Origin of the sequence: Acidovorax sp. K2F (assembly GCF_025246485.1) — a bacterium.
Lineage (GTDB): Bacteria > Pseudomonadota > Gammaproteobacteria > Burkholderiales > Burkholderiaceae_C > Acidovorax > Acidovorax delafieldii.
The window spans coordinates 139,425-154,781 of record NZ_JAOBSQ010000038.1; the positions used below are offsets into that span (position 1 = coordinate 139,425).

The 15,357-nt window shown below is 63.4% G+C and carries 13 protein-coding genes and 2 riboswitches; of the genes, 10 read left to right on the forward strand and 3 right to left on the reverse strand.

Features of this window, described 5'->3' with window-relative positions:
- Positions 1-11 precede the first annotated feature (11 nt).
- The 3 genes from N4G42_RS14955 to N4G42_RS14965 all read right to left on the reverse strand — a co-directional run bounded on the left by N4G42_RS14955 (position 12) and on the right by N4G42_RS14965 (position 2,734).
- Positions 12-806 (reverse strand): putative hydro-lyase, encoded by a 795-nt coding sequence (locus N4G42_RS14955; RefSeq protein ID WP_108498210.1) that lies wholly within the window; start codon positions 804-806, stop codon positions 12-14.
- A gap of 305 nt (positions 807-1,111) precedes the next feature.
- Positions 1,112-2,023 carry a LysR family transcriptional regulator gene (locus N4G42_RS14960; protein WP_056067702.1) on the reverse strand — a complete coding sequence of 304 codons (912 nt, stop codon included), beginning with the start codon at positions 2,021-2,023 and terminating at the stop codon, positions 1,112-1,114.
- Positions 2,024-2,275: 252 nt separating this feature from the next.
- Positions 2,276-2,734 carry an Lrp/AsnC family transcriptional regulator gene (locus tag N4G42_RS14965; protein WP_056067700.1) on the reverse strand — a complete coding sequence of 153 codons (459 nt, stop codon included), beginning with the start codon at positions 2,732-2,734 and terminating at the stop codon, positions 2,276-2,278.
- Positions 2,735-3,181: 447 nt separating this feature from the next.
- On the opposite strand from N4G42_RS14965, the gene N4G42_RS14970 reads away from it, so the two are divergent.
- The 10 genes from N4G42_RS14970 to N4G42_RS15015 all read left to right on the forward strand — a co-directional run bounded on the left by N4G42_RS14970 (position 3,182) and on the right by N4G42_RS15015 (position 15,303).
- On the forward strand, positions 3,182-4,153 hold the full coding sequence (locus tag N4G42_RS14970) for a TRAP transporter substrate-binding protein (RefSeq protein WP_056067699.1): 972 nt from the start codon (positions 3,182-3,184) through the stop codon (positions 4,151-4,153).
- A gap of 125 nt (positions 4,154-4,278) precedes the next feature.
- On the forward strand, positions 4,279-4,773 hold the full coding sequence (locus N4G42_RS14975) for a TRAP transporter small permease (RefSeq protein ID WP_056067696.1): 495 nt from the start codon (positions 4,279-4,281) through the stop codon (positions 4,771-4,773).
- Positions 4,770-6,047, forward strand: a complete 1,278-nt coding sequence (locus N4G42_RS14980; RefSeq protein ID WP_260667741.1) for a TRAP transporter large permease — start codon at positions 4,770-4,772, stop codon at positions 6,045-6,047. The genes N4G42_RS14975 and N4G42_RS14980 overlap by 4 nt, the downstream gene beginning before the upstream one ends.
- 5 nt (positions 6,048-6,052) lie before the next feature.
- A riboswitch (glycine riboswitch) is annotated at positions 6,053-6,158 on the forward strand.
- 13 nt (positions 6,159-6,171) lie between these two features.
- Positions 6,172-6,302: riboswitch (glycine riboswitch) on the forward strand.
- A gap of 49 nt (positions 6,303-6,351) precedes the next feature.
- The gene (gene gcvT, locus N4G42_RS14985) at positions 6,352-7,494 is read left to right on the forward strand and encodes a glycine cleavage system aminomethyltransferase GcvT (RefSeq protein ID WP_260667742.1); all 1,143 of its coding nucleotides are present in this window, start codon (positions 6,352-6,354) and stop codon (positions 7,492-7,494) included.
- 87 nt (positions 7,495-7,581) lie between these two features.
- A complete protein-coding gene (gene gcvH, locus N4G42_RS14990; protein WP_056067689.1) occupies positions 7,582-7,956 on the forward strand; it encodes a glycine cleavage system protein GcvH in 375 nt (124 codons plus the stop codon).
- Positions 7,957-8,070: 114 nt separating this feature from the next.
- Positions 8,071-10,959, forward strand: a complete 2,889-nt coding sequence (gene gcvP / locus N4G42_RS14995) for an aminomethyl-transferring glycine dehydrogenase (RefSeq protein ID WP_260667743.1) — start codon at positions 8,071-8,073, stop codon at positions 10,957-10,959.
- 169 nt (positions 10,960-11,128) lie between these two features.
- Positions 11,129-11,536 carry an FKBP-type peptidyl-prolyl cis-trans isomerase gene (locus N4G42_RS15000; RefSeq protein WP_260667745.1) on the forward strand — a complete coding sequence of 136 codons (408 nt, stop codon included), beginning with the start codon at positions 11,129-11,131 and terminating at the stop codon, positions 11,534-11,536.
- Positions 11,537-11,540: 4 nt separating this feature from the next.
- Positions 11,541-12,584, forward strand: a complete 1,044-nt coding sequence (locus tag N4G42_RS15005; RefSeq protein ID WP_116749683.1) for a MerR family transcriptional regulator — start codon at positions 11,541-11,543, stop codon at positions 12,582-12,584.
- 78 nt (positions 12,585-12,662) lie between these two features.
- On the forward strand, positions 12,663-13,943 hold the full coding sequence (locus N4G42_RS15010) for an acyltransferase family protein (protein WP_260667746.1): 1,281 nt from the start codon (positions 12,663-12,665) through the stop codon (positions 13,941-13,943).
- The gene (locus N4G42_RS15015; RefSeq protein WP_260667747.1) at positions 13,933-15,303 is read left to right on the forward strand and encodes an MFS transporter; all 1,371 of its coding nucleotides are present in this window, start codon (positions 13,933-13,935) and stop codon (positions 15,301-15,303) included. The genes N4G42_RS15010 and N4G42_RS15015 overlap by 11 nt, the downstream gene beginning before the upstream one ends.
- Positions 15,304-15,357: the final 54 nt, after the last annotated feature.

Below are 15,357 nucleotides of genomic sequence, written 5' to 3' on the forward strand. Positions count from 1 at the left end.
GGGTAAGCCGCTTAGAAGCTGGCAAGTTGGTGGTTAAGAAGATCGGTGACCAGCATGCAACCCGGGGCGTGGGTGATGCAGAAGGCCGGCTGGGCATTGAGGATGGCCGATTGCGGTGTCACGCCACAGGCCCAGAAAACAGGGATCTCACCGGGCATCAGCGCCACGGCATCCCCGTAGTCGGGATGGGCCAGATCGGCGATGCCGATGAGTGCCGGGTCACCGATATGCACAGGCGCGCCATGGACATTGGGAAACCGCGAGGTGACCTGTACAGCCCGAATCACATCTGCTGCCGGCATGGGACGCATGGTCACCACCATGGCGCCACCAAAGGGGCCAGCGGGCTCGGTTTGCACATTGGTGCGGAACATCGCCACGTTCTTTCCTTCGTCAATATGGCGCAGGCGGATCCCTGCCTCGATCAACGCGGACTCGAACGAGAACGAGCAACCGAGAACGAAGGTGACCAAGTCAGATCGCCAGAGGCTGGCGATGTCCGCCACCTCTTCCGACATTTCACCGTGACGCCAGATGCGATAGAGCGGTACATCGCTGCGGATGTCGATACCTTTGCCCAGCGAGGGCAAGGCGAACTGTCCGGGCTCGCTGACCGCCAGTACAGGGCAAGGCTTGGGGTTGCGTTGACAGAACCGGAGGAAGTCACTGGCAAGCACCTCGGGGAGGATGACCACGTTGCCCTGGACATGGCCATCCGCGAGACCACTGGTATGCGATGTCCACAGGCCCTTGCGGATGGTGTCACGGACATGGATCGGGTTGCTGGCACCTTCGGAACCAAACACCGCGAGCGAATTTTCTTGAACGAAGTCCACCGTTTTTCCTTGCATTGAGAAATGTCAATTGCATGACGTTGGGCAGATTGTGTTGGGGGGTGAACGACCCTGGCAAATTCAAAAAATTTCTATCAGCTCATCGATTTTTTCCATGCACTGCATTGGGGAGAGGCGAACCATCTTGGTGCCAAGGGAAAACCCTGGGAGGGAATTTACGGGTAAACCCTGACATCAACGAATCCCTGGATTGCAGGAAAAAATGGCATGCGCCGCGCACACCCGACAGGGTGCATCGAAGCTTTTTGACAAAAGGCTCAGCCCTTGCGAGGGCGGCGGGCTGGCGCGGGCTGTTGCTGCTCAATGAAGTCCAGCGCCGACCGCACCACGGCCTCCATGGCGGGTGACGAGGGGTCTTCGCGGTAGCTCACATGGATGGGCAGCGGCCGCAGTGCGGTGTCGCAAGCCAGTGCACGCAGGTCTGGAAACGCCAGCAGGCGCTGCACTGCCAGGCGCGGCAAAGTGGCCACACCAAAGCCGCCCTGCACCAGCTGCACCATCGCAGAAATCGACGAGATGGTGTGCACGCAACGCGGCTCCACCTGGGCCTGGCGCAGCGTGTCGAGCAGGGACACGTGTGGCTGCGAGCCACGTTGGAAAGTCAGGATGTCAGCGCCTGCAAAATCTTCCAGCGCATAGCGGCGCTTGCGGTGCGTTTTGCTGTTGCCCACAAACACCATCTCCATGGGCGTCACCGCCTGGCTGCGGATGCCATCCGCGGCCGCCGGCAGGGCTGCGAAAACGGCATCCAGCGTGCCGCGGCGGATCTGGTCGAGCAACACGGGGGTGGTCTCGACCGTCAGCTCTAGCTCCAGCAACGGGTTGTCCTTGCGCAGCTGTTCCACCCACGGAATGAGCCACGAGTGCAGTACCGATTCGATGGCGCCCAGACGAATCGATACTTCCAAAGGGCCGCCTGATCCCATCTCGGTCTTGAGCTGGCGCTGTAGCTCCAGCATGCGCTTGGCGTACACCAGGAACCGAGCACCGGCCACCGTGAGCTTGAAGTGCTTGTCACGCCGGTCCAGCAACAGCACGCCCAGCTCCTCTTCGAGTGCGGAGATGCGGCTGGACATCGCGGACTGGGTCAGGAAAAGCTTCTCGGCGGCGCGTGTCACGCTTTTGAGAGAGGCCACCCAGTAGAAGGCTTCGACAAAACGCAGGTTCATGGTGTTTTTCGGAAGGGCTGGGTGTGCCTGTGTACCAACGGCTTTGCGCACTGCCCAGACGGGCGCACTGTGATGGTGCGCGGTGTCGGAATCCACATGCCTTTTTCCGGCAAACACCGCGCTGTAAAAGCCATTGTGCCGTCGCATTTCAAGGACACAACGCAGAACTGCTCGCAGTGGGGCGCTGGCTAAAAGTGCATTGCCAGTTTTCTGCAAGGAACCTGTGGCGTCTTGCCACGCCACACCACCGGCCTACCCGGTGAACAAGGGCAGGTCTGCCTTCTTCAAGGTCCGCAGCACAAAGCTGGAGCGGCTGTGCCGTATGCCTTTGATCTTGTAGAGCTTCTCGCGCAGCAGGCGCTCGTAATCACGGGTGTCCTTGACGACGATGCGCAGCAGGTAGTCGTAGTCACCGGAGACCAGGTGCGCCTCGATCACTTCGGGAATGCTGGCCAGTGTCTCGCCAAACTTTTCGAGCGTGTTGTCGGAGTGGCTGTCGAGCGTGACCTGCACCAGCACCGTGTCGGCCAGGTCCAGCGACTGGGGGTTGATGCGCACCGTGTAGCCCTGGATGACACCGGCCTCTTCCATCTTTTTGATGCGCCCCCAGCAGGGCGACGGGCTCAAGCCCACGGCCTGCCCTATCTCTTGCAGGCTGGCGCGAGCGTTGGCCTGCAAGACAGCGAGAATTTTTCTATCCAGTCGATCCATCGGCCGGATTATTCAGCAAATCATGCGAATACAGAAAATTATTCTGCACATTCGGCGAAATGCACCAAGTTCAGCAAATTCATCTGCAACACCCGGCGCATACTTCTTCCATCAAGGCGCTCTTACCGGAGCGCACAAATTGACAAGGCCCCGGCTGGTTACCGCCAGCACGGGGCCCTTGGCATTCCAGATGCCTCCCCAGATTGAATAGCCGCTTGCATCCGTCGGCGGCATGCGTCCTGTGTACGAACCTCGGCGCCCCATTCCAAAGAGGTGTCGCCAATGCAACTGCAAACGCGGGGTTGACCAGTTGATAAGCACGCTTACCAGCACAAACCCGGATGCCTGCGGCCATGCTGCACCGCCATAATTTGACTGAGGCCAGGGGTGGCTCTGCAAGGAGCCCAAGTGCCCCGTTCCCCTGCCCCAACATCAACAGGAGACACCATGCAATTGACCAAACTCGTCGTTGGACTGAGCCTTGCGCTCGGCTTTGTGGCCACCGCTGCTGCGCAGACCACTATGCGCATCAGCATCTCGACGGCCCAGAACTCCCACCAGGGTGTAGCCATCGACACGTTTGCCAAAGAGGTCGAAAAACGCACAGGGGGCCGTTACAAGGTACAGACCTTCTACAACGGTGCACTGGGTGGCGAGCGAGAGTCGATTGAAGCGGTGCAGCTGGGGACACAAGAGCTGGCGTTCAGTTCTACAGGCCCAGTGCCCAACTTTGTGCCTGAGACCAAGATCCTGGATGTCCCCTTCCTGTTCCGCGACAAGGCCCATGCACGCGCGGTGCTGGATGGACCCATCGGCCAGGACCTGCTGTCCAAGTTTGACGCCAAGGGTTTCAAGGCGCTGGCATGGGCCGAGAACGGCTTCCGCCACATGACCAACAGCAAGCGCGACGTGAAAGAGCCCGGCGACCTGAAGGGCCTGAAGATGCGCACGATGGAGAACCCCGTGCACATAGCCGCCTATAAGGGCTTCGGCATCATCACCACGCCCATGGCCTTCCCTGAAGTGTTCACGGCGCTGCAACAAGGCACGGTGGACGGTCAGGAGAACCCGCTGTCCGTCATCATCTCGGCCAAGTTCGATCAGGTGCAAAAGCACCTCACGCTCACCGGCCACGTGTACTCGCCCTGCATCTTCGTGATGAACAAGGCAGCTTTCGACAAGCTCTCGGCGGCGGACAAGCAGGCCTTCATCGATGCCGCGAAAGAAGGTACCAAGGCCAACCGTGCACGCGTGGACGAAGACGACGCCAAGGGCGTGGCCGACCTCCGCGCCAAGGGCATGACCGTGATCGACAACGTGGACAAGGCCAAGTTTGTGGCGGCACTGGCCCCCGTCAACGCCGAGTTTGAAAAGCAGTTCGGCAAGGCTGCCATCGACAAGATCCGCGACGTCAAATAATTCTGTTCATTGCTATTACCTTTGTAGCTGATAACGCCCGTAGCCATTGCGCTATCGGGCGTTTTTATTCTTGAACGATCGATGGTTCTGATCACCTCCCACCTACCCATGGTTGGCACCGCCCCATGAAAAACGCTTTTCTTACCTTTGAGCGATGGACCACCTTCATCGCCATGCTGGGCGCTTGCGCCATGCTGACCCTGGCTTCGGCCCTGGGCATGTTCCAGATCGTGACCCGCTTTGTGCTGGAGCAGCCTGCTGAATGGACCGAAGTGCTCATCCGCTTCAGCCTGATCTGGATGGTGTTCCTGGCCATTCCGGCCGCGTTTCGCCAGGGCGCGATGGTGAGTGTGGACGTGCTGTACCGCTGGAGTCCGCCGCGCATCAAACGGGTGCTGGACTGGGTGGTCGCACTGGCAGCCCTGGTCCTCATCGGCATCATCATCTGGTACGGCTGGGACTATGCACGCCGGGGCGGCGTGCAAAGCATGGCCGGGCTGGAATCCGTGTCCATGTTCTGGGCTTACCTCGCCATGCCTGTGGGGGGCCTTTTTTGTGTGGTCGGCATCATCGGCAACCTCATTGATCCCCTGCGTATGGAACTGGAGACTGCTCAATGAGTTTAGTCATGATTTCAACGATGGTGCTGTGCTTTGCACTCACCGTCTCAGTGGCTGTGTCCATCGGTTTGGCTTCCATCCTGGGCATCCAGGCCTCCAATGCGAACATGCTCATCTCCGTCAAGGAGATGTTCGGAGCCATCAACAAGTTTCCTTTGGCAGCCATCCCCTTCTTCATCCTCGCGGGCAACCTGATGGAAACTGGCGGCATCTCGCGCCGTCTGGTGGAGTTTGCCAAGAGCATCGTCGGCGGCGTGCAGGGCGGCCTGCCCATGACCTGTGTGCTGACCTGCATGATCTTTGCGGCCGTGTCGGGCTCGTCGGTCGCCACCACGTTTGCGATTGGCGCCATCCTGATTCCTGCGCTCATCAAGCACGGCTACCCCACGAGTTACGCCGCTGCTCTACAGGCCACCAGTGCCGAGCTGGGCGTGATCATCCCGCCTTCCATCCCGATGATCCTGTACGGCGTGAGTGCCGAGGTGTCGATTGGTGAGCTGTTCATCGCGGGCTTCGGCCCCGGGCTGCTGATCAGCGGTGCACTGATGCTGTTTGTCTGGCTGTACTGCAAGTACAAGGGCTGGGGCAAAAACGACGGCGATGGGCGCATGCCCTTTGGCAAAGCCACGCTGCAGGCGGGCTGGGCATTGCTGATGCCCGTGATCATCCTCGGCGGCATTTATGGCGGTGTGTTCACCCCCACCGAGGCATCGGCCGTTGCAGTGTTCTATGCCTTGGTTGTGGGTGTCGTGATCTACCGCGAGATCAAGCTCAAGGACCTGTTCGCCATTCTGCGCAAGTCGGCCATCTCATCGGCAGTGATCATGTTCATCATTGCCAACGCGGGGCTGTTTGCGTTCCTCATCACGCGGGCTGGCGTGCCAGACGCGATTGGCAGGTGGCTGGAGGCCGTGCTGCAGTCCCCCGCCCTCTTCCTGCTGGGCGTCAACGCAGCGCTGTTCGTGATTGGCATGTTCATCGAGACCAGCGCGGCGATCATTGTGCTGGCCCCCATCTTGGCGCCTGTGGCCATGCACTTCGGTATTGATCCTGTGCACTTCGGTCTCATCATGGTGGTGAACCTGGCACTTGGAATGATCACGCCGCCTTTTGGAGTGAACCTGTTCGCAGCCTGCACGGTGGCCAGAATTTCGCTGGACCGGATCATCAAGCACCTGCTTCCCTTTGTCGGAGTGATTCTGGTGTGCCTGATGATCATCACCTATGTGCCATCGATCTCGCTGGCACTCCGGGATCTGGTCTACGCAAAGTAGTTAGAATCATCGGGTCAGGAGAGAGTGCTCCGTCTTGTCCTCAGGACGCGCAGCACCGCCGAAGGCGCAGGCACCCGCCGAACGCTCAGGCAAAAGGACTGACAACCGCCCGCAGCGATGCGGGCGTTCCCTTGCTGGAGAGAGATGGCCCCACAGTAAAAACCTGTGTGCAGGCCATCCACCGAAGGAGCAAACCGCACGGCCAGCCAGGGCGCTGCGGTGAATCTCTCAGGTAAAGCGGACAGCAGGGCAAATCCCGTGACCACGTTGATGGTCACGGCCCCCATTTGCCCCGGAGTCCGCCATGTCAGCCACCGCCCCCCTGCTCACTACGCCCCTGAACGCCCTTCACGTCGAGCTGGGTGCCCGCATGGTGCCTTTTGCAGGCTATTCCATGCCCGTGCAGTACCCCGCAGGCCTGGTGGCCGAGCATGTGCACACCCGCACCGCAGCCGGCCTGTTTGACGTGTCGCACATGGGCCAGCTCAAGCTTGTCGGCGCCGACGCTGCTGCGGCGTTTGAAACCCTGGTGCCCGTGGACGTGATCGACCTGCCCGTGGGCAAACAGCGCTACGGCCTGCTGCTCACCGATGAGGGGACCATCATCGACGACCTGATGTTCTTCAACCAGGGCGTGGAGGATGGCGAACCCACCCTGTTTGTCATCGTCAACGGCGCCTGCAAGGTCGGCGACATTGCCCATATCCAAACCCGCATTGGCCAGCGCTGCAAGGTGGTGCCCATGCCGGACCACGCCCTGCTGGCGCTGCAGGGCCCACAGGCCGCCGTCGCCCTCACCCGCCTCGCGCCCGGCGTGGAGAAGCTGGTGTTCATGACCGGTGGAGCATTCAACATTGCTGGCTGCGACTGCTTTGTGACCCGCAGCGGCTACACCGGCGAGGACGGTTTTGAAATCTCCGTGCCCGCCGCGCAGGCCGAAACGCTCGCCCGCGCCCTGCTGGCCCAGCCCGAGGTCAAGCCCATCGGCCTGGGCGCTCGCAACTCGCTGCGCCTGGAGGCTGGCTTGTGCCTGTATGGCAATGACATCGACACCAGCACCACGCCATCCGAGGCCGCACTGAACTGGGCGATCCAGAAGGTCCGCCGCACCGGCGGCGTGCGTGCGGGTGGCTTCCCGGGCGCCGACAAGGTGCTGGCGCAAATCGACAACCCTGCCAGCCTTTCCGCCAAGCGCGTGGGCCTGGTGGCACTGGAGCGTGTGCCGGTGCGCGAACACACCGAACTGCAAAGCACGGACGGCCAAAAGATTGGCGAGGTCACCAGCGGCCTGCTGGGGCCCACCGTGAACGAACCCGTGGCGATGGGGTACGTCACGCCCGCCTTTGCAGCCATCGGCACCCGCGTCAACGCCATCGTGCGCGGCAAGGTGGTGCCCATGGAAGTGCGCGCCATGCCGTTTGTTCCCGCCAACTACTACCGCGGCTGATTTCGCCAGACGCATCGACCGGACTGCGCCCGCACCCGCTTACATTGCAGATTCCTTTACTTTTTTCCTTTGCTTGAGGAGCTTCCCATGACGATCAAATTCTCCAAAGACCACGAGTGGATCAACGCCGCTGATGCCAACGCCTCGGTGGTGGGTATCACCGTCCACGCGCAAGACGCGCTGGGCGACGTGGTGTTTGTGGACCTGCCCGAAGTGGGCAAGAGCTTTGCCCAGGGCGAAGTGGCCGGCGTCGTCGAATCCGTGAAGGCCGCCGCCGATGTGTACATGCCCGTCACCGGCGAAGTGGTGGAAGTGAACGAAGCCCTGCGCGCCGACCCGTCGCTGGCCAACAGCGACCCACTGGGCGCTGGCTGGTTCTTCAAGGTCAAGCTGGCCGACGCGAGCCAGCTCGACGCTTTGCTGGACGAAGCCACATACACCGAGTTCGCCAAGAACGCCTGATCCCTGCCGACTGAGAGGGCATGGCGCCGGGCCATGCCCGGCACGCCGCCCTGCTGGGTGCGAGCCTCATCCCCGGCAACGTCCCCAACCCGCTGCGACCTACGAGACTGCCCCATGCTGATGCAATCCGCCACCCCCCTTGGCGCGCTTGAAAACGCCACCGAATTCCTGCCCCGCCACATCGGCATCGACGCGGCCGACGAAGCGCACATGCTGTCGGTGATCGGCGAGGCCTCGCGCCGTGCACTCATCGAATCCATCGTGCCGCGCTCCATTGCACGCAGCCGGGGCATGGACCTGCCTGCGCCGCTCGCCGAAGCGGCCGCATTGGCAGAACTCAAGGCCATCGCGGGCAAGAACCAGCTGCTCAAGAGCTTCATCGGCCAGGGCTACTACGGCACGCACACGCCTGGCGTCATCCTGCGCAACATTCTGGAGAACCCCGCCTGGTACACCGCCTACACGCCCTATCAGGCCGAAATCTCCCAAGGCCGCATGGAGGCCCTGGTCAACTTCCAGACCATGGTGTGCGACCTGACGGGCATGCCGATTGCCAACGCATCCATGCTGGACGAAGCCACCGCTGCCGCCGAGGCCATGACGCTGGCGAAGCGCTCGGTCAAGAGCAAGAGCAACGTGTTTGTGGTGGCAGGCGACGCGCACCCGCAAACCATTGAAGTCATCCAGACCCGCGCCAAGCCCCTGGGCCTGGAAGTGCGCCTGGCCAATTCGGCCGAGGAATGGAACACCCTGCTGGACGGCGATTACTTTGCCGTGCTGGCCCAGTACCCCGCCACCAGCGGCCGCATTGACGACCTGCGCGCCGACGTGGAAAAAACGCATGCCAAGCAGGCCGCCTTCATCGTGGCCGCCGACCTGCTGGCGCTGACGCTCATCACCCCGCCCGGTGAACAAGGTGCCGACATCGTGGTGGGCACCACCCAGCGTTTTGGCATGCCCATGGGCGCCGGTGGCCCCCACGCCGCCTACATGGCCTGCGGCGACGAATACAAGCGCAGCCTGCCCGGCCGCCTGGTGGGTGTGAGCGTGGACGTGCATGGCAAACCTGCTTACCGGCTGGCGTTGCAAACCCGCGAACAGCACATCCGCCGCGAAAAGGCCACATCCAACATCTGTACGGCCCAGGTGCTGCCCGCCGTGATCGCCAGCATGTATGCCGTGTACCACGGCCCCGAAGGACTCAAGCGCATCGCACAGCGTGTGGCCAGCTACACCGCCATCCTCACGCAAGGGCTACAGCAGCTGGGTGCGCCTGTGCGTGCACAGGCCACATTCGACACCGTGAGCCTGCACACCCAGGGCGCTACACAATCCATAGCAACTAAGGCAATCAGCCTGGGCGCCAACCTGCGGATTTACTTTGAGGAGTACCTGTGTATCTCGCTGGACGAGACCACCACACGCGCCGACATCGAGCTGCTGTGGAAGATCTTCGCCAAGGACGGCCAGGCGCTGCCCACCTTCGATGCGTTTGAAAAGGGCGTGGAACCGCTGATCCCCACCGAGCTGCGCCGCACCAGCAGCTACCTCACACACCCCGTCTTCAACACCCACCATTCCGAAACCGGCATGCTGCGCTACATCCGCCAGCTCTCCGACAAGGACCTGGCACTGGACCGCAGCATGATCCCGCTGGGCTCGTGCACCATGAAGCTCAACGCCACCAGCGAGATGATCCCCATCACCTGGCCTGAGTTTGCCAACGTGCACCCCTTCGCCCCCGCAGACCAGCAACAGGGCTACAAGCAGCTGGACGAGCAACTGCGCGCCTGGCTGTGCCAGGCCACGGGCTATGCAGGCATCAGCCTGCAACCCAACGCAGGCTCGCAAGGCGAATACGCCGGCCTGCTGGCCATCAAGGGGTACCACGAATCGCGTGGCGAAGGCCACCGCAATATCTGCCTGATCCCCAGCAGTGCCCACGGTACCAACCCCGCCAGTGCCCAGATGGTGGGCATGCAAGTGGTGGTGACCGCCTGCGATGCCAACGGCAACGTGGACCTGGTGGACCTGAAAGCCAAGTGCGAACAGCACAGCGCCAACCTGGCCGCCGTGATGATCACCTACCCCAGCACGCACGGCGTGTTCGAGACCAGCGTCAAAGAGCTGTGCGCCCTGGTGCACAGCCATGGCGGCCGTGTGTACGTGGACGGTGCCAACATGAACGCCCTGGTGGGCGTGGCGGCCCCCGGCGAGTTTGGCGGTGACGTGAGCCACCTGAACCTGCACAAGACCTTCTGCATTCCCCACGGCGGTGGCGGCCCCGGCGTGGGCCCCGTGTGCGTGGTGCAGGACCTGGTGCCCTTCCTGCCGGGCCATGCCACGGCGGGCGTGCCTGGTGGCGTGGGTGCTGTCAGCGCCGCGCCGCTGGGCAACGCAGCCGTGCTGCCCATCAGCTGGATGTACATCCGCATGATGGGCGCCGAAGGCCTGCAGGCCGCTACCGAGACCGCCATCCTGAGCGCCAACTACATCAGCGCACGCCTCAAGGACCACTACCCCACGCTGTACGCGAGCGCGAACGGCCATGTGGCACACGAGTGCATCCTGGACCTGCGCAGCCTGAAGGACACCAGCGGCGTGATGGCCGAAGACGTGGCCAAGCGCCTGATTGACTACGGCTTCCACGCGCCCACGCTGAGCTTCCCGGTGCCCAACACGCTGATGGTGGAGCCTACCGAGAGCGAGACCCTGTCCGAGCTGGACCGCTTCATCGACGCGATGATCGCCATCCGCGAAGAAATCCGCCAGATCGAAGCAGGCAAGCTGCCGCAGGACAACAACCCGCTCAAGAACGCCCCGCACACCGCAGAAAGCCTGCTGTGCGGCGAGTGGAACCGCCCCTACACCCGCGAGGCAGCTGCCTACCCCGTGGCTGCGCTGCGCAGCAACAAATACTGGTCGCCAGTGGGCCGCGTGGACAACGTGTGGGGTGACCGCAACCTGAGCTGCAGCTGCATCCCGGTGAGCGACTACGCCTGACCCTGCAACGAAGGCCACGGCGGCACGGTCTGCCGCCACCGCCATTGCTCTTGCAAGCCCTGGAGCCCGCTCGCCCAGGGCTTTTTTCGTTGGAGGCCCGTACAGGCAGGTGCTGGAACACGCATAAGATCGCGGGCTGCGTTGTGATTCACCCTTTTAGGAGCCTCCTTTGCGAAACCTCTTGTGCCTTCTGCTCGCCACCGCCGTGATGGCTCCCGCCGCCATGGCCCAGACCTCCAAACCCGTCACCACGGCCAGCGGCCTGGTCTATGAATCGCTCAAAGACGGCACGGGCGAATCGCCCAAGGCCACCGACACGGTCAAGGTGCATTACAAGGGCACGTTGCTCGACGGCAAGGAGTTCGACAGCTCCTACAAACGCGGCGAACCCACCTCGTTCCCACTCAATGGCGTGATCCCTTGCTGGACCGAAGGCGTGCAACGCATGAAGCCGGGCGGCAAGGCCAAGCTGACTTGCCCCCCCGGCATTGCCTACGGTGCCCGGGGTGCGGGTGGCGTCATTCCCCCTAACGCCACGCTGAATTTCGAGATCGAGCTGATCTCCGTGGGCCGCTGACCCCATGCTGCTGAAGGTCGGTGACCTCGCGCGGCGCACCGGCCTCACGGTGCGCACATTGCACCACTATGACGAGGTCGGGCTGCTCAAGCCCTCGGGCCGGTCGGACGCGGGGTACCGCCTGTACAGCCAGGCCGACGTGCAGCGGCTGCATGGCATCCAGACCATGCGCCAGATGGGCCTGGCGCTCAGCGACATTGCCGAGCTGCTGGCGGGCGAAGGGGTGGCACCCCAGCGCATCATCGGCCAGCAGATCCGGGCGCTGGACCAGCAGATCACCCAGGCCACAGAACTGCGCGGGCGCCTGACCATGCTGCGCGACGGCCTCATGGCGGGTGCTGAGCCCGACATGGGCAACTGGCTCGAGGCGCTGGCGCTGATGACCACCTACGGCAAATACTTCAGCACCACCGAACTCAAGCAGATCTTCACCAACTGGAGCCTGATCGAGGCCGACTGGCTCGTTGTCAAAGACCTGGTGCGCAGCGCCATGGACCGCCAGCTACCTCCCGATGCGCCCGAGGTGCAGGCACTGGCCTACCGCTGGATGGCGCTGATGCTGCACTGGATGGGGGGCGACCTGGACCTGCTGGACCGCTGGGGCCACATGTTTCGCACCGAGCCCAGCGCGCAGGGGCGCAACCACGCACCGCCCGGCGACATGATCGAATACGTGGAAACCGCCATCAAGCTGCGCCTGGCGCTGCTGGAGAAGTACCTGACCCGCGACGACCTGCGCACGCTGGGCCATGTGCCGCACACCGCGTGGGCGGCACTGGAACGTGACGTGCAACAGTTGCTGGACCGCCAAATCCCCACTAACCACACCGACGCAGCGGCTGCGGCCCTGCGCTGGAACACGCTGTTCGACCAGCTGACCCGCGGCGATGCGCAATTGCGCAAAAAGCTGCTCACAGCGTCGGCCAACGAGCCGCTGCTGCAGGCGGGCTCGCCGCTGAGCGCGCCCGTGCGCGCCTACCTGCAGGCGGCGCTCGCGCTGGCCACACCCACTCCCGCCATGGCTGCGACAGTCGCTGCGCGCCGCTGAGACACTCACACCGTCTGCAAAAAAACCACTGAAAAGTGCTTGACCCTCACGCAACGTGAGGCCCCACAGTCGGTCCCCATGAACGGATCGACACCCTCTTCCAGCCCCTCCGCCCCCACCCGGCGGTTGCACGCCCTGGACAACCTGCGCGCCACCATGATGTGGCTGGGCATCGTGCTGCATGTCTCGGTGCTCTACATGAGCCGGCCGTCGCCCCTGCCCTGGCACGACGACCGGTCCAGCCCGCTGGCGGACCTGCTGGTGGCGGTGATCCATGCCTTTCGCATGCCCTTGTTCTTCATCCTCGCCGGGTTCTTTGTAGCGGCGCTGGTCCAACGCCAGGGGCTGGCTGGCATGTTGCGCAACCGCCTGCGCCGTCTCGGTCTGCCTTTTGCGCTGTTCTGGCCGCCGCTGTTCGTGGCCTGTGCGCTGCTCGGGCTGATGTTCCTGCACCGCATGGCCTATGGCACCTGGGGTGTAGACCGCAGCCTGCTGCCCCGAGGCCCCAACGTGCCCCAAGGCCCAGCCACCATGCACCTGTGGTTCTTGTGGATGCTGCTGTGGCTGGCGCTGCTGACGCCCGTGGCATGGAGGGCGGTGCGCGCATTGCCCGCAGGGCTGCAGCAGGCCCTGCAACGCGGGGCCCTCTGGCTCGGCGGCACACCTGCGGGCCTGCTGATGCTCACGCTGCCCCTGGCGTGGATTGGCGCAGGCTACGACCACGGCATCGTCACGCCCAGCGGGTCCTTCCTGCCACCGCTGGCGGAATGGATACACAACGGGCTGTTCTACGGCTTTGGCCTGTGCCTGCACGTGCACCGCAAGGCACTGATGGCGCACTACGAACGGCACTGGCCTGCGCTGGCCGGCTTGGGGCTGGTGGGCTTTCTGGTCACTGCACTGCTTTCGGAAGTACTGGCTCAGCCCGAGGCATCGGCCTTTGTGCTGGTGCTGGTCACCGGGACGTTTACCGATCTGCTGGCCGCACCCGTATCGGCCACGCGCCACCTGCAGTTCTGGATGGCCCTGGCCTACAACAGCGCGTCGTGGCTCTGGAGCTTTGCGCTGATCGGGCTGTTTCTGCGCCATGTCGGCCAGCCCCGTGCCTGGCTGGCCTACCTGGCTGACAGCTCGTACTGGGTGTACCTGGTGCACCTGCCACTCACGATGGGCCTGGGTGCGCTGCTGTACAGCCTGCCCGTTCCAGCCCCGGCCAAGATGCTGATCAATGTGCTGGCCACGACCGCCCTGTGCCTGGCCAGTTACCACCTTTGCGTGCGTTTTACCGCTGTGGGCAGCTTGCTCACGGGGCGAACGCACACCCGTCATTCTTTGGGAGACCTCGTTCATGCGACCTGACACCTCACCCCGTCCTGCCCACCCACCCGGCGCAGGCCCTGCAATCCCACCCGCAGACCCGCGCGCCGCGCTGCTGCAGGACCCCAACTTCCGCTGGATGATTGGCGGCTCTGCCCTGTCCATGCTGGGCGACCAGTTCACTTTGATTGCGCTGCCCTGGCTGGTACTGCAGATGACGGGCGACACGCTGGTGCTGGGCACCGTGCTGGCCCTCATCAGCGTGCCGCGCGCGCTGTTCATCCTCATCGGCGGCGCGCTGGTCGACCGCCACTCGCCCAAGCAGGTGCTGATGATCACCAAATACGTCAACCTGGTGCTGTTGGCCGCACTGGCGGGGCTGGTGTTTGCGGACACGCTGTCGTTGTGGATGGTGTACGCGCTATCGCTGGGCATTGGCCTCGCCACGGCCTTCAGCATTCCGGCAGGCACGGCCATGATGCCATCGGTGGTGGCACGCCCCCAACTGCAGGCTGCCAACAGCATCAGCCTGGGTATGCGGCAGCTGACGATGTTCCTGGGGCCTTTGCTGGCGGGGCTGCTGATTGCACTGTTTGGCGCCGGTGGTGCAGGCCAGACCGCCGCGGATGCGCCAGCACACGCCAACGCCACTGGCATCGGCATCGCCTTCGCGCTGGATGCGCTGAGCTTCGCCGTGTCGGCCTGGACGCTGTCCAAGGTGCAGACGCGTGCGGGCCTTGCGGACCTTTCTGCCCCCACGGCCGCGCCACAGGCGGTGCTCGCTTCGGTGGCGCAGGGCCTCGGTCACTTCTGGCGCGACAGCGAGCTGCGCACCTGCTTTTTGTACTGGAGCGCCATTGCCCTGTTCATCATGGGTCCCATCCATATCGCCATTCCGGTGCTGGCCAGCAGTAGCCCCCAGCTCGGTGCCGCCGCCTTCGGCGTCATCGTGGGCGCCCACGGCGCGGGAACGCTGCTGGGCATGGTGGTGTCGGGCATGGTGCCCCGGCTGCGATTTGGCAGCCTGGGCATGACCATTCTTGCGTTCGACGCCATCATTGGCGCGCTGTTCATGCCGCTGGGTCTGATCACCGCCGTGTGGCAAGGCGCAGTGCTGATGCTGGTCATCGGACTGCTCGGCGGCTTCATGCAGGTGAGCGTGTTCACCTGGATCCAGCACCGGGTCCCCCCAGCCCTGCTGGGCCGCGCGATGAGCCTGTTCATGTTCATCTTCATGGGCCTGGCGCCGATCTCTGCCGCCGTGACGGGCTGGGTGATGAAGAGCATCACGCTCACCCAGCTGTTCGCGGCCAGCGGCGGAACGCTGGTGGTGCTGGCGGCACTGGCCTTTGTGCTCACACCCATGCGCCGCGTGACGGATGCAGCGCCCGCCACACGCTGAGGCTCCCCACGCAAAAAAAAAGGCTGGACCACTGTCCAGCCTTTTTTGTGCCTG

What these genes read in the sequence shown, in the direction of transcription:
- gcvT (WP_260667742.1), top strand. Translation starts at nt 6,352, where the DNA reads ATGTCAGCCACCGCCCCCCTGCTCACTACGCCCCTGAACGCCCTTCAC.
- N4G42_RS14960 (WP_056067702.1), bottom strand. Translation starts at nt 2,023, where the DNA reads ATGAACCTGCGTTTTGTCGAAGCCTTCTACTGGGTGGCCTCTCTCAAA.
- N4G42_RS14965 (WP_056067700.1), bottom strand. Translation starts at nt 2,734, where the DNA reads ATGGATCGACTGGATAGAAAAATTCTCGCTGTCTTGCAGGCCAACGCT.
- N4G42_RS14975 (WP_056067696.1), top strand. Translation starts at nt 4,279, where the DNA reads ATGAAAAACGCTTTTCTTACCTTTGAGCGATGGACCACCTTCATCGCC.
- N4G42_RS14970 (WP_056067699.1), top strand. Translation starts at nt 3,182, where the DNA reads ATGCAATTGACCAAACTCGTCGTTGGACTGAGCCTTGCGCTCGGCTTT.
- N4G42_RS15015 (WP_260667747.1), top strand. Translation starts at nt 13,933, where the DNA reads ATGCGACCTGACACCTCACCCCGTCCTGCCCACCCACCCGGCGCAGGC.
- gcvH (WP_056067689.1), top strand. Translation starts at nt 7,582, where the DNA reads ATGACGATCAAATTCTCCAAAGACCACGAGTGGATCAACGCCGCTGAT.
- N4G42_RS15010 (WP_260667746.1), top strand. Translation starts at nt 12,663, where the DNA reads ATGAACGGATCGACACCCTCTTCCAGCCCCTCCGCCCCCACCCGGCGG.
- N4G42_RS14980 (WP_260667741.1), top strand. Translation starts at nt 4,770, where the DNA reads ATGAGTTTAGTCATGATTTCAACGATGGTGCTGTGCTTTGCACTCACC.
- gcvP (WP_260667743.1), top strand. Translation starts at nt 8,071, where the DNA reads ATGCTGATGCAATCCGCCACCCCCCTTGGCGCGCTTGAAAACGCCACC.
- N4G42_RS15005 (WP_116749683.1), top strand. Translation starts at nt 11,541, where the DNA reads ATGCTGCTGAAGGTCGGTGACCTCGCGCGGCGCACCGGCCTCACGGTG.